Raw genomic sequence first — 13,452 nt, forward strand, 5'->3', positions numbered from 1 at the left:
GAGTCAAGCGCGCCGCGCCGTTGCAAATCCTCGCCGTAGCGCCGACGATGGCGGGGATTGCGCATGGCAAGGCCGCCCGATCCGAGGCCGCGCCCGACGCGGTGAGCCCTGCGAGGCTTCCCTAAAATCTGAACACCCCTCGGCCGCCAGGCCGCCACCCGCGCCCAGCTCATCATGGTCCCTCATCTCATCACTGCCCTGACCGGTCCCATCAACGAGCTGGAGCAGCGCGTGCTCGAGTCGATGCCGGCCATCGAACGCTGGTTCCGACTGGAATGGATGGAGCACACCCCGCCGTTCTACAGCTCGGTCGATCTGCGCAATGCCGGCTTCAAGCTGGCACCGGTGGACACCAACCTCTTCCCCGGCGGGTTCAACAACCTGACACCGGAGATGCTGCCGCTGGCGGTCCAGGCGGCGATGGCCGCGATCGAGAAAATCTGCCCGGAGGCGAAGAACCTGCTGCTGATTCCCGAGCAGCATTTCCGCAACAGCTTCTACCAGATGAACCTGGCTACGCTGGTGCGCATCTTCACCATGGCCGGTCTGAATGTGCGGCTGGGCACGCTGGACGAGTCGATCAAGGAGCCCACCACGATCGCCCTGCCTGACGCCAGCACGCTGACGCTGGAGCCGCTGGTGCGCCAGCGTTCGCGGCTGATGCTCAAGGACTTCGATCCCTGCACCATCCTGCTCAACAATGACCTCTCGGCCGGCACGCCCGATGTGCTCACTCACCTGCACGAGCAGTACCTGCTGCCGCCGCTGCATGCCGGCTGGGGCGTGCGCCGCAAGAGCCAGCACTTCCGCGCCTATGAGGAAGTGGCCAAGAAGTTCGCCAAGCTGCTGGGCATGGACCCGTGGCTGATCTATCCGCAATCGGTGGCGGTGGACGGGCTGGACTTCGACACCGGCCAAGGTCTGGATGCGCTGCAGGCCCAGGTGGACGCGGTGCTCACCAAGACCCGCCGCAAGTACAAGGAATACGGCATCCAGGAGAAGCCGTTCGTGGTCGTGAAGCCCGACAGCGGCAGCTACGGCATGGGCATCATGACGGTGCGCGATGCCAAGGACCTGGACGACCTGGGCCGCCGCGCCCGCAACAAGATGGGCGCGCTGCAGGACGGCCGTTCGGTCTCGCAGGTGCTGGTGCAGGAAGGCGTGGCCACGCACGAGCGCATTCACGAGGCGGTGGCCGAGCCGGTCGTCTACATGATGGACCGCTATGTGGTGGGCGGCTTCTACCGCGTCCATGCGGAGCGCGCCGAAGACGAGAACCTCAATGCGCCCGGTTCCAGCTATGTGCCGCTGGCCTTTGCGCATTCCTCCCATCTGCCGGCGCCCGGCGAGAAGCCCGGCGCGAGCGCGCCGAATCGCTTCTACATGTATGGCGTGATCGGTCGTCTGGCCATGCTGGCCGCCAGCTACGAGCTGGAGGCCACCGATCCGGACGCTGAGGACTACGCCTGATCCCCGGCGCGTTCGATGCCGGCGCCGGGATGGTTCCTGGCATCGGCGTGGTCGGCGTGATCGGCGCGATCGGCGTGATACGCGCGGCCTGAGGGACCGAGACTGGCTTCTGCGTCTCAGGGCGCTTTCCGGCGCCTCGCCGGCGTGGGCGGAGCCGGGGGCGTGCCCGGTGGTTCGGGTGCGCGACGTGTCTTTGGCGGCATCTGCGGCATGCCATGGGAGACCGGCAGTGGCGCGGCCGGACCCGCCTGCGGATCGGGCGATGCATCGATCGTTCCCACCGGGCGCGCCCGACCCCGGAGCTTGGCTGCGACCGCCGGATCGCGCAGCTGAGGTGTCGGCGGAGGCGGCGCGAGCGGCAATCGCCGTGGCGGCTTGGCCGGTGAGGTCTGCCGTGGTCGCGGCGGCCCGGCGACCAGGTCGTGCGGTGCCAGTGGCAACAGCGCAGTGCCGACCGCGCACAGACCCACCATGCCCGGCAAGGTCTTGGGCAACTGTTGCTGGGCGCTGTGGCTCAGCGATCGGACCACCTCCTGGATCTGTGCGTTGATGTTGCTTGGGCGGAGCTCGCCGTCGCGGTGCCGGGCATACAGGTCCATGGCCGCCACGAGTTGGGCGCTGGGGCCTCGCCCATCCCTGCACATGACGAGCACCTTGCGGCCCGGATGATCGGCCTGGAACTGCAGGCTGTGGGCCGCCAGTGCCAGGGTGGTGTCGGGTGAGATCACATCCATCACATGGTCACGCGGTCGCGGGACTTGAAGGCGATCGACCGTGAGGCGATCGGTCGATGTGCGCGATGTCTGCGGCGCTTCGGTGTGATGGGTGTGATGGGCGTGATGCGTGTGATGCGCGTGACGCGGGGGAAGCGGCGGAGGCGTCTGAGTCGGCGGATCCGTCCGCCCGGGTGGGTCGATGGCGAGCGCGGGAGCCGCGGCGGGGATCGTCACTGTCAGCTCCGTGTGTTGCACCCCCTGCAGCGCCGGTCCGGCGGGATGTCCGGCCGAACTGCGGAATTGGACCGCGGGCGCCATCGCTGGTGAGCCGGGAACGCGCCCGCGCCCGGAGGTGGCATTGGAAAGATCCCAGTCACTGCCCGAGCGGTTCCCGGAGGCCGACAGGGCGGTGAGGTCGATGATCAGCCCTACGTTCTCCTGCGCCAGCTGCCTGGCCCAATGCAGTTGCTCGTTCGGTGTTTGCGGCGCCCGGCTCAACAAGGTCTGAGGAGACACGCTGACCAGTTGACACCGGCTCGGGCTGCCGTTCGGCGATGAAGGCGATGAAGGCGATGGGGGCGATGAAGGCGACACCGATGGCTCCCAGAACAGCCGTTGCGCTTGAATATGGTGATCGGTGTACCAATCGGGCGCTCTCGGGTCAGATGTGCCGGCTTTCGGAGAGCTGTGGCAGGCAAAGAGCCGAGCGATCGAAGTGAACAGGGACATGGCGACTCGACGAGGTGGTCAAGCCCATTGAGTCGTCCGGCTCCGGCCTCAGTTCAGCCGACAACGGAGCCGCCGCGCTTCGTCTGGGTGCCGAGCGCGGGTGCCGTGCGCGGGGCCGTCAGTCCTCGATGCTCGGGGGCGCGGCGACGTCCGCACCGCGCGCCTGTCTCGCCGCATCCTCCAGCAGCTGCTGAAAGCGCTCGACGGCTTCACTGGGCGTGTCGGGCAGGTGCCAGGCCGAGAGCGGTCCCAGGCCCAGGTTGACGTCATGGGGCAGGATCACCACGGTGCCGTCGCGTGCGGCATTCATCGCCACATCGTGCGGGACGACCGCGATCAGCGGGATCTGCCGCATCAGTTTGAGCGCCAGCATCAGGTCGCCGCTTTCGATCAGGTCGGTGGGCAGCGGCAGCTGCATGCGCTGCCACAGCCGGTCCATCAGCATGCGGGTCCGGGTGCCCGGCAGATGCCAGATCCAGCGCTGGCGGCTCAGGGTCTCCCAGCTCAGGTGGGGGGTGCGGGCCAGCGGGTGATGCGCGCTCATCGTCAGCCGTTCGGGTTGGTCGATCAGCGGATGGCGCTGCAGGCCCAGCGGCTCGTCCTGCGGCATGACGCGGGCGATGACCATGTCCAGCCGGCCGGCCAGCAGGTCGTCGAACAGCGAGCGCAGCGCATGGGTGCGCACGCTGAGGGTGAGCTGCGGGAACTCCGCCTTCATCGAGGTGATGGCCGTCGGCAGCAGGCGCGCCAGCGCGGCATTGGTGGCACCAATGCGGAGCTCTCCGGAGGCGCCACGCACCATGGTGGCGACATCGCCGGCGGCGCGATGCAAGTCTGCTTCGATCTTTCTGGCCAGCGACAGCAGCCGTCGACCGATCGGTGTGATGTGCATGTTGCGTCCGCGCCGCAGGAAGAGGGTTTGTCCCAGCCCCTGCTCCAGTTCCGCCAGCGTCTTGCTCACCGCCGGTTGCGTCACATGCAGCAGTTCCGCCGCCAGACTGGCATTGCCGGTGTCGTGAAGCGCCAGCAGCACCCGCGCATGACGAAGACTCATGCGACGAATCACGAACTGCTCGGCGCTCTCCGGTGAGTGTGTTGCGTCAGTCATAACCAAAAAAATAAGAGAACCAATAAAGCTTCATAACGGCTGGGCAATGGATCTTTACCTTGACTGTCACCAGCCTGTCATCACCGCGCTGGGGCGCCTCCTCCCTGCACCACATTGAAACCACAGGAGTGTCTCGAATGGTTCGTCGTTTTGTCCCAGCACCCGTGCGCCCGTCTCGCCTGCATTGGACCGCGTTTGCGGCGTTGATGCTGGCAAGCCAGGCTCATGCCCAGTCCACCCCCCCGTCCGCCGAGGCGGAAGACGCCAAGAAGCTCGAACGCGTGGAGGTGACCGGATCATTGATCAAGCGCACCGATCGCGAGACGCCGTCCGTCGTCCAGTCCATCACCCGCGAGCAGATCCGCACCTCCGGTTACGCCAACGTCGAAGAATTGCTGCGGGCCAATTCCGCGGTCGACCTGGGCTCCATCGGCGACGGCGCAGCCTCGGGCTTCGTCGGCGGGGTGTCGACCATCTCGCTGCGCGGCTTCGGCTCCCAGGGCACGCTGATCCTGATCAACGGCCGCCGCACGGCGCCGCTGGCGGCGGTCGATGTGAACTTCGGTCGCGGCACCATGATCAACGTCAACACCATCCCGAAGGAGGCGATCGAACGGATCGACATTCTGAAGGATGGGGCGTCGGCGCTGTACGGGTCCGACGCCATGGCGGGCGTGATCAATTACGTGCTGCGCAAGGACTATCAGGGCGTGGAGGGCAGTGCCTCCTACACCGCCAACGACCGCGGCGTGGGGGCGACTCGAACCGGCGGGCTGACGTTCGGCTTCGGCAATCTGGACACGCAGCGCTTCAACGTGTTTGGCGGCATCGAGGTGTCCAAGCGTGACAACGTGATGGCCAGCGAGCTCAAGGACCGGGGCAACCTCGCGCTGCAAAACCAGTACCTGACCTCCAACGGCTCGCTGGCGCGTTTCACGCCCGACTCCAGCGCCTCGTTCTACGGGAACTACTATCGGGTGCCGACCAGCCTGAGCGGCAGCACCGTCATCAATGGGATCTCGACCGCCAACAGCAGCCTGTCCGGCACCAACTACCTGGGCACGCTGTCGGGCTGCCCGGCCGATCGCACCGTGGGCCAGGGCGTGCCGAACCGGCCGGCGGGCTTCGCCGCCACCACCGCCTCGCTGCCCACCGGCCTGTGCCGGTTCAACCTGGACAACGCGGATGAGGCCATCGCCGCGCAGGACCGCCAGAGCGGCATGGTGCGCGGCACCTATGTGATCAACGACAGCCTCACCGCCTATGCGGACCTGATGCTTTCGCGGACCAAGACCAACGAGACCCGAGCCCCGTATGCAATGACCACCTCGCTGGTCACCAGCGGCAATCCGGTGGCCACCACCTGGCCCAAGCTCGATGGCAGCTTCCTGCGTCAGAACGCGATCATCCTGCCGGTGGGGCATCCGGACAATCCGACCAACGGCACCGCCAACGCGCAGCCGGTCCAGCTGATCTATCGCTTCGAAGACCTGCCGCTGGCCGACATCAACATCCTGCGCGCCACCCGCTTCACCGGCGGCGTGGAGGGCAGCGCCTTCGGCTGGGACTTCGACACCGCCGTCCTCTACAGCGAGCAGAAGAACGAGCGCTATCAGGAAGGCCGGGTGCGCAGCTCGCTGCTGAATGCGGCGATTGCCTCGGGCAGCTACCGCTTCGGCGGCGTGAACAGCAAGGAGGCGATCAACAGCGTCTCGTCCACCGCCTACAACGAGGGCAAATCCACCATCACTTCGTGGGACCTGCGCGGCAGCCGCGAGCTGTTCTCGCTGCCCGGCGGTCGCGCGGCGATTGCGCTGGGCACCGAAGTGCGCCATGAGAAGCTGACAGCCACGCCGGACGATATCTACCAGACCGGCGACTACATCGGCCTGGTGGCCAACGGCGCGTCGGGCAGCCGCACCTCCTATGCCGGCTTCGCTGAACTGAGCCTGCCGGTGGTCAAGCAGCTCGAGCTGCAGGCCGCGACCCGCTATGAGCGCTACAGCGACTTCGGCAACAGCACCACCGGCAAGCTGGGCTTCAAGTGGTCGGCGCTGCCCTCGATCATGGCCTTCCGCGGTACGGCGGCCACCGGCTTCCGCGCGCCGGCCATCTCGCAGATCGGCGATTCCTTCGCCCTGTCCTTCCACAGCTTCCAGGAACGCCGTGTCTACGATCCGCTGCGCTGCGACCTGAGCAGCGGCTCGCCGGTCAGCAGGGCGGCGGTGTCCAACAACCGCGACTGCAATGTGCTGGGCTTCACGGCCGTGCCCAGCGGCACCACCAGCCCCGGCAGCATTCCGACCGTCATCAGCGCCAATTCGAACCTGCAGCCGGAGAAGTCGCGGTCGTTCACCCTGGGCTTCATCATGACGCCCAGCCAGTGGGCCGACTTCGCCATCGACGGCTGGTACTTCCACCGCCGCAATGAGATCCGCTCCCAGCGCGGCGTGGACATCATGGACGACTACACCGCCGATCCGGCCTCGACCGGGGGCCAGGTGGTGCGCGATCCCAATCCGGAAACCTGGCTGCCCGGTGTGGCCAACAGCGGGCCGATCATCATGCTGATCCGGCAATACGGGAACAACGAGTGGACCAAGACCTCCGGCCTGGACTACGACCTGAACCTGCGCCTGCCGCCCACCGCCTACGGCAAGTTCAGCATGAACGTGCAGGGCACCTACACCGCGCGTTATGACCAGCTGATCGTCAAGGGTCAGGCGGTGCAGCATCAGGTGGGAACCACCACGTCGGACATCACCAAGACCCGCGCCAGCGCCACCTTCAAGTGGGACACCGACGCCTGGCGCGCCTGGCTGCGGGTCAACCATGCCGATCCGCTGTCGACGACCACCTGCGCCTCGCTGACCGCGGCGCAACGGGCCTTCCTGTCCAACCTGGGTCGCTGCCGGGTCGGTCGTGAACGGACCATCGATTTCGGTCTGGGCTACAGCGGCTACAAGGGTCTGACGCTGTCGGCCAGCGTGATGAACCTGTTCAACGACTACAACCGCGCCAGCGGCATCCCGACAGTGTTCTCCTACTACGACAGCGGCACCCAGGGGCTGCTGGGCCGTCGCTTCTCGCTCAACGCGAACTACGTGTTCAAGTAGGACGCCTACGCCCCCGCGGCCTTGGCCGTGGGGGCCCCTGCCGGATGCCTGCCGGATGCCTGGCGGACGGGTGGAGGGCGTCGGCAGGGCGGCCGGACGGTGTGCGGGCGGCGCAAGCGCAGTCCGGCGTGCCAGTCAAGGCCGCTCCCGCAACGTCGGCGTGGCGAAATTGACGCACCGCACAATAGGCGGCACACAATACGCACTTTCGACTTCCCGCGACCTTCCAACAGGTCGCGCGTGACTTTCGTGAGTTCACACCAAGCGGCCCGCTCCCCTTCGGCCTTGGCGGGCCTGACCATTGGCGCTCTGGGCGTCGTCTACGGCGACATCGGCACCAGCCCGCTCTATGCGCTGAAAGAGGTTTTCCACGGCGGCCATGTGCCGCTGACCCACGACAACATCCTCGGTGTCCTGTCCTTGCTGTTCTGGACGATGACGGTGGTGGTGTCCTTCAAATACGTGCTGTTGATCCTTCGGGCGGACAACAACGGCGAAGGCGGCCTGATCGCGATGCTGGCCCTGGCGACCACGGCGGTCAGCCACAAGCCCGCGCTGCGGCGTGGCCTGATGCTGTTGGGGCTGTTCGGCACGGCCATCTTCTTCGGTGATGCGGTGATCACGCCCGCGATGACGGTGCTGGGCGCGGTCGAAGGCATCGATGTCTATGCGCCGCAATACCACGATGCGATCGTGCCGGTGACCCTGGTGGTGCTGGCCGGCCTGTTCGCGGTGCAGCGATTCGGCACCAGCGGCGTGGGCAAGGCCTTCGGTCCGGTGATGCTGGTGTGGTTTGCCGCGCTCGCCGCGCTGGGCATTCCGAAGATCATCGACAACCCGCATGTGCTCACCGCGGTCAACCCGATCTATGCGATCCAGTTCTGCCTGCATTACGGCTGGGTGGCGTTCGTGGCGCTGGGTGCGGTGGTGCTGGTGGTGACCGGCGGCGAGGCGCTCTATGCCGACCTCGGGCACTTCGGCAAGAAGCCGATCCGCATCGCCTGGTACGGCTTTGTGATGCCGGCGCTGACGCTCAATTACTTCGGCCAGGGCGCGATGCTGCTGGATCGCCCGGAGGCGATCAAGAATCCGTTCTTCCTGATTGCGCCGTCCTGGGCGGAGATTCCGCTGTTCGGTCTGGCCACGCTGGCGGCGGTTGTGGCGTCGCAGGCGCTGATCACGGCCGCGTTCTCGGTCACCAAGCAGGCGGTGCAACTGGGCCTGCTGCCGCGCATGCGCATCGTGCACACCTCGGTGCGGGACATCGGTCAGATCTATGTCCCGTTCGTGAACTGGGGCCTGTTCGCGTTCGTGGTGGTGGCGGTGGCGTTCTTCGGATCGTCCAGCAAGCTGGCGGGCGCCTACGGCGTGGCGGTGACCATCGACATGACCATCACCACGGTGATGACCTTCTTCGTCATCCGGTTCGGCTGGCGCTATCCGCTGGCGCTGTGCCTGGCGGCGACCGGCGTGTTCTTCGTCATTGACGCCACGTTCCTCGCGTCCAACCTGCTGAAGGTGGCGCACGGCGGCTGGTTCCCGCTGCTGATCGGCGTGGGCATGTTCACCCTGATGCTGACCTGGAAGCAGGGCCGGCGGCTGCTGTCCAACAAGCTGCGCGAGGATGCGATCGACCTGAAGAGCTTCCTGGGCGCGGTCTTCATCAATCCGCCCACGCGGGTGAGCGGCACGGCGGTGTTCCTGTCGGCCGAGGAGGGCGTCACGCCCAATGCGCTGCTGCACAACCTCAAGCACAACAAGGTGCTGCATGAGCAAAACCTGTTCGTCAGCGTCAAGCATCACGAGGTGCCCTGGATCGGCTTCGAGCAGCGGGTGGAGGTGGAGAGCCTGGAGAACGACTGCTGGCAGGTGGTGCTGCATTTCGGCTTCAAGAACGAACCCGACGTGCCCGACGCGCTGAAGCTGCTGGAAGAGCGCGGTGTGCATCTGGACGAGATGGAGACCAGCTATTTCCTGTCGCGCGACATCGTCATCCCGACGATCGGCTCCGGCATGGCCCTGTGGCGTGAGAAGCTGTTCGCCAGCATGCACCGCAACGCCGCCGCTGCCGCGGACTTCCTTCACCTGCCGACCAACCGGATCGTGGAGCTGGGGTCAAAGGTCGAGATCTGATCGGGTGGCGCGGGCCGTGGCGCCCGCTTGGCCCGCCGCGTACGGCGTTGCCGCCGTGCCCTGATCGAGCGAAGTGTCGTCGGCCGTCGCCGGATGTCGAGACCACATATGAAGGGTCGAATCTTCGTTTGTACTAATATATATGTATGCCGAAGCGTTCCTCCGCCATCGACCAGCTGCCCGCCGTCGTCCAGGTTCACCTGAGTGAGCTGGGCGAGAACCTGGCCATTGCGCGCAAGCGCCGCCGCGAATCGATGAAGGACTGGGCGCAGCGGATCGGCGTGTCCGAACCGACGCTGGCACGCATGGAGCGGGGCGACCCCAGCGTGGCGATGGGCGTGTATGCAACGGCCCTGTGGCTGATCGCCCGAGATGCCCAACTGCCCACGCTGGCCGCGCCTGAACATGACCTGGGCGCGCTGGAAGAGGCGGTGCGCGCGGCACTGCGGCGTTCGGTGCGCAAGAAGATGACCATCGAGGAACGCCTGGCGGGGTTGGCGTCGCCGTCCCCCGCTGCGGGAGACAAGCCATGACCGGATTCAGCGTGGCCGACTACCAACCCGGCGACCGGCTCTACCTCTGGTGGCTGGGTGTTCCCGAGCGCCCGCGCTATGTCGGCGAGCTGATGATGGCCCGGTCACTCAAGGGCGTGTCGCTGCGCTATGACGATTCATGGATCCGCTCCGGCTTCGCATTGAGCGAAGACCTCCCGCTGACGACCGGAGAGCACCTGCCTCGGGCCAAGGAGACCGCCGCCGGCGCGGTGGACGACGCCCGTCCCGACCGTTGGGGCGAGCGCGTGATCGCCTATCTGGACAAGCCGCCGCGGCGCGCCTTGCTCGACCTGCTCTGGTACTGCGGGGATGAGCGCTTCGGTGCGCTCGGGGTGTCGGTGTCCCGCGAGACCTATCTGCCGCGCCGGCTCGGGCCGCTGCCGCAGCTGCGCGACGTGGGCGACATGGAACTCCTGGTGCAGCGGATCTTCTCCGGCGAGCCGGTGGCGGAGCAACAGCGGCGTCTGATCGCCCCGGGCGTGACGATGGGCGGCGCGCGTCCCAAGGGCTTGATGCAGGCGCAGGGCAGCCAGTGGGTGGTGAAATTCTCAGAACCCGGTGAGGACTTCGACTCGCCGCTGGTGGAGCATGCCAGCATGACGCTGTGTCGCCAGGCCGGTATCCAGGTGGCGGAATCCTTTGCCATTGCTTTGGCCGGCCGCGGCCACGCGGTCGCGATCAAACGCTTCGACCGCTCGCCGCAGGGCCGCATCCACGCCGTGTCCGCCGGTGTGGCGCTGCGGGCGGCGGGGCAGGAATTCGGCTATCCGGAACTGGCCCAGCTGCTGCGGCGCATCGGGCCCACCGATGCCCACGCGCGCGGTGCCGACATGAAGGAACTCTTCCGCCGAATGGTGGCCAACATCCTGCTCGACAACACCGACGATCACGAACGCAACCACGTGCTTTTGGCCGAGGACACCGGCGCCTGGCGTCTCTCGCCTGCCTTCGACGTGCTGCCCACCGGGCAGGCGCTCGGCTATCAGCAGATGCGCGTCGGCCGCGATGGGCACGACGCCAGCTTGTCGAACGCGCTCTCCGAATCGAGGCAATTCGGTTTGACTCCGGACGAAGCGCAGGACCTCGTGCGCGAGGTGTCGCAGGTCGTGGCGGGCTGGCAGGCGCATTTCCGATCGCTCGGCGTGTCGGACCAGGACATCGCCCACCTGTCGCAGCAGATCGACCGTCCCTTCCTTCTCGACCAGCGCCAGGCGTACACACGCTGACCGCTCACCCACGCGATCTTGCAGTCGAGCCTGCACCCGCACCCGCACCCGCACCCGCACCTGCACCTGCACCTGCACCTGCACCCAAAGCGGCCCGACCCGCAAGGCCCGGCCCCTTGTTTATGCTCCCGCCCATGAAAACCTGGCTGCAAGACCTGTCCCTCTCCGCCATGGTGGCGGGTTTCGTCGCGGTGCTGGTGGGCTTCACCAGTTCGGTGGCGATCGTGTTCCAGGCCGCGCAGGCGCTGGGCGCCACGCCGGCCCAGACCAGCTCCTGGATCTGGGCGCTGGGCCTGGGCATGGGCCTGACCAGCCTCGGGCTCTCGCTGTGGACCCGGCAACCGGTGCTGACCGCCTGGTCCACGCCCGGCGCCGCGCTCCTGGCCGGCGTGTCCGGGGTGACGATGTCCGAGGCGGTGGGGGCCTTCATCGTCTGCGGCGTGTTGATCCTGATCGCCGGGGCCACCCGCTGGTTCGAACGGGTCATGGACCGCATTCCCATTGCCATCGCCTCGGCGCTGCTGGCCGGTGTGCTGGCCCGATTCGGACTGGACGCGGTGGTGGCCACGAAGAGCGCCCCGGCGCTGGTGCTCACCATGGCGCTGACCTATGTGCTGGCGCGCCGATTCCTGCCGCGCTATGCCACACCGCTGGTGCTGCTGGCCGGTGTGGTGGTGGCGGCATCTCAGGGCCTGCTTCATCTGGAGGCGGTCCAATGGGGATGGGCGGTGCCGGTGTGGGTCACACCCCGTCTGTCACTGCCCGCCTTGATCGGCGTGGCGCTGCCCTTGTTCCTGGTGACCATGGCGTCCCAGAACCTGCCGGGCGTGGCGGCTCAGCGGGCCTCGGGCTATCAGACACCGGTGTCGGCCAGCATCGCGACCACCGGTCTGGCGTCCATCGTCTTCGCGCCGTTCGGCGGCTACGCCTTCAACCTGGCGGCGATCACCGCGGCCATCTGCATGGGCCGGGAGGCGCATGAGGATCCGACGCGCCGCTACACCGCCTCCGCGATGGCGGGGGTGTTCTACATCGCCATCGGCCTGGCCGGCGGCGCGGTGGTCGGCCTGTTGACAGCCTTCCCCCGCGAACTGGTCGCGGCAGTCGCGGGCCTGGCCTTGCTAGGCACGATCGCGGGCGGCCTGTCTGCCGCACTGAAGGACGAGCAGCACCGCGATGCGGCCATCCTGACCTTCCTCGTCACGCTGTCCGGCCTCACGATGCTGGGTGTGGGCTCGGCATTCTGGGGCGTGGTCGCCGGTGCGGTTTCTCTTTTGGTGCAACACTTCCGACGTTCCGCCGCCTGAGGCTCGCCTGAGCGCGGCGCTCCTGATCGTGGCGCCAGTCCTGCGGCGCTGCCTGTCATCGAAGCAGAAAGTCCTGACCCATGAAGATCCTGTTCGTCGCCGATCCGCTGTCCGCGTTCAACACCTACAAGGACTCCACCTTCGCGATGATGCGCGAGGCCGCACGCCGCGGGCATGAGCTCTGGGTCTGCGAGGTGCCGGACCTGCTGTGGGTCAGCGGCAGCCGGGTCACCGCGCACGGCGCGAAACAGCTCACCCTGACGCCCGAGGCGGTGGCCAGCACCGCCGGCACCAAGCTGGCGGTCTGGCACGAGGTGACCGCCACCCAGGATCTGATCCTGGCCGACACCGATGCGGTGCTGATGCGCAAGGATCCGCCCTTCGACTCCGAATTCTTCTATGCCACCCACCTGCTGGAGCAGGCCGAGCGGGAAGGCGCGAAGGTCTTCAACAAGCCGGCCGCGCTGCGCGATCATCCGGAGAAGCTGGCCATCCTCGAGTTTCCCCAATTCATTTCGCCGACCTTGGTGACGCGTTCGGCGGCCGCCATCCGCGCCTTCCATGCCGAGCATCAGGACATCATCCTCAAGCCGCTGGATGGCATGGGCGGCATGGGCATCTTCCGGGTGAAGGCAGACGCGCTGAACCTGGGCAGCATCATCGAGACCTTGAACAAGAACGGTGCCCAGTCGGTCATGGTGCAGCGTTTCGTGCCGGAGATCGTCCAGGGCGACAAGCGCATCCTGTTGATCGGCGGCAAGCCGGTGCCCTACAGCCTGGCCCGCATTCCGCAGGGCACCGAGGTGCGCGGCAACCTGGCCGCCGGTGGCAAGGGCGTGGCGCAACCGTTGAGTGACGACGACCGCCGCATCGCCGAGGCGCTGGCACCCGTGCTGGCGCAGCGCGGCCTGCTGCTGGTGGGCCTGGATGTGATCGGCGACAAGATGACCGAGATCAATGTCACCAGCCCCACCTGCTTCCAGGAAATCATGCAGCAGACCGGCTTCGATGTGGCCGCCGTCTTCATCGACGCGCTGGAGGCCGGCGTGGCCGCAGCTGGTGGCGCGGCGCGTTGAAACGCGCGGAGTGGACG

General features: G+C 67.0%; 9 protein-coding genes. 7 read left to right on the forward strand and 2 right to left on the reverse strand.

Annotated features, from left to right (window positions below; all coding sequences use genetic code 11):
- Positions 1–174 precede the first annotated feature (174 nt).
- Positions 175–1,470 carry a glutamate--cysteine ligase gene (gshA, locus tag N4261_RS02285; RefSeq protein ID WP_261758620.1) on the forward strand — a complete coding sequence of 432 codons (1,296 nt, stop codon included), beginning with the start codon at positions 175–177 and terminating at the stop codon, positions 1,468–1,470.
- 116 nt (positions 1,471–1,586) lie between these two features.
- Here the strand turns inward: gshA and N4261_RS02290 are convergent, their stop codons facing one another.
- Both N4261_RS02290 and N4261_RS02295 read right to left on the reverse strand, forming a co-directional pair.
- Complete coding sequence (locus N4261_RS02290; RefSeq protein ID WP_261758621.1) at positions 1,587–2,204, reverse strand: hypothetical protein; 618 nt, start codon at positions 2,202–2,204, stop codon at positions 1,587–1,589.
- A gap of 829 nt (positions 2,205–3,033) precedes the next feature.
- Positions 3,034–3,969 carry a LysR family transcriptional regulator gene (locus N4261_RS02295; protein WP_261758622.1) on the reverse strand — a complete coding sequence of 312 codons (936 nt, stop codon included), beginning with the start codon at positions 3,967–3,969 and terminating at the stop codon, positions 3,034–3,036.
- 191 nt (positions 3,970–4,160) lie between these two features.
- Here N4261_RS02295 and N4261_RS02300 point away from each other — a divergent pair, with 191 nt between their 5' ends.
- The 6 genes from N4261_RS02300 to gshB all read left to right on the forward strand — a co-directional run bounded on the left by N4261_RS02300 (position 4,161) and on the right by gshB (position 13,435).
- A complete protein-coding gene (locus N4261_RS02300; RefSeq protein WP_261758623.1) occupies positions 4,161–7,139 on the forward strand; it encodes a TonB-dependent receptor plug domain-containing protein in 2,979 nt (992 codons plus the stop codon).
- 249 nt (positions 7,140–7,388) lie between these two features.
- On the forward strand, positions 7,389–9,272 hold the full coding sequence (locus N4261_RS02305; RefSeq protein WP_261758624.1) for a potassium transporter Kup: 1,884 nt from the start codon (positions 7,389–7,391) through the stop codon (positions 9,270–9,272).
- Between the two features lie 146 nt (positions 9,273–9,418).
- The gene (locus N4261_RS02310; RefSeq protein WP_261758625.1) at positions 9,419–9,805 is read left to right on the forward strand and encodes a helix-turn-helix domain-containing protein; all 387 of its coding nucleotides are present in this window, start codon (positions 9,419–9,421) and stop codon (positions 9,803–9,805) included.
- Positions 9,802–11,052, forward strand: coding sequence for a type II toxin-antitoxin system HipA family toxin (locus N4261_RS02315; RefSeq protein WP_261758626.1), 1,251 nt, complete (start codon positions 9,802–9,804; stop codon positions 11,050–11,052). The genes N4261_RS02310 and N4261_RS02315 overlap by 4 nt, the downstream gene beginning before the upstream one ends.
- Before the next feature lie 134 nt (positions 11,053–11,186).
- Complete coding sequence (locus tag N4261_RS02320; RefSeq protein WP_261758627.1) at positions 11,187–12,359, forward strand: benzoate/H(+) symporter BenE family transporter; 1,173 nt, start codon at positions 11,187–11,189, stop codon at positions 12,357–12,359.
- A gap of 80 nt (positions 12,360–12,439) precedes the next feature.
- Positions 12,440–13,435, forward strand: coding sequence for a glutathione synthase (gene gshB, locus N4261_RS02325; protein ID WP_261758628.1), 996 nt, complete (start codon positions 12,440–12,442; stop codon positions 13,433–13,435).
- The last annotated feature ends 17 nt before the right edge of the window (positions 13,436–13,452 follow it).

It is taken from the genome of Roseateles amylovorans, from assembly GCF_025398155.2.
In the GTDB taxonomy this organism is placed as follows: domain Bacteria; phylum Pseudomonadota; class Gammaproteobacteria; order Burkholderiales; family Burkholderiaceae_C; genus Roseateles; species Roseateles amylovorans.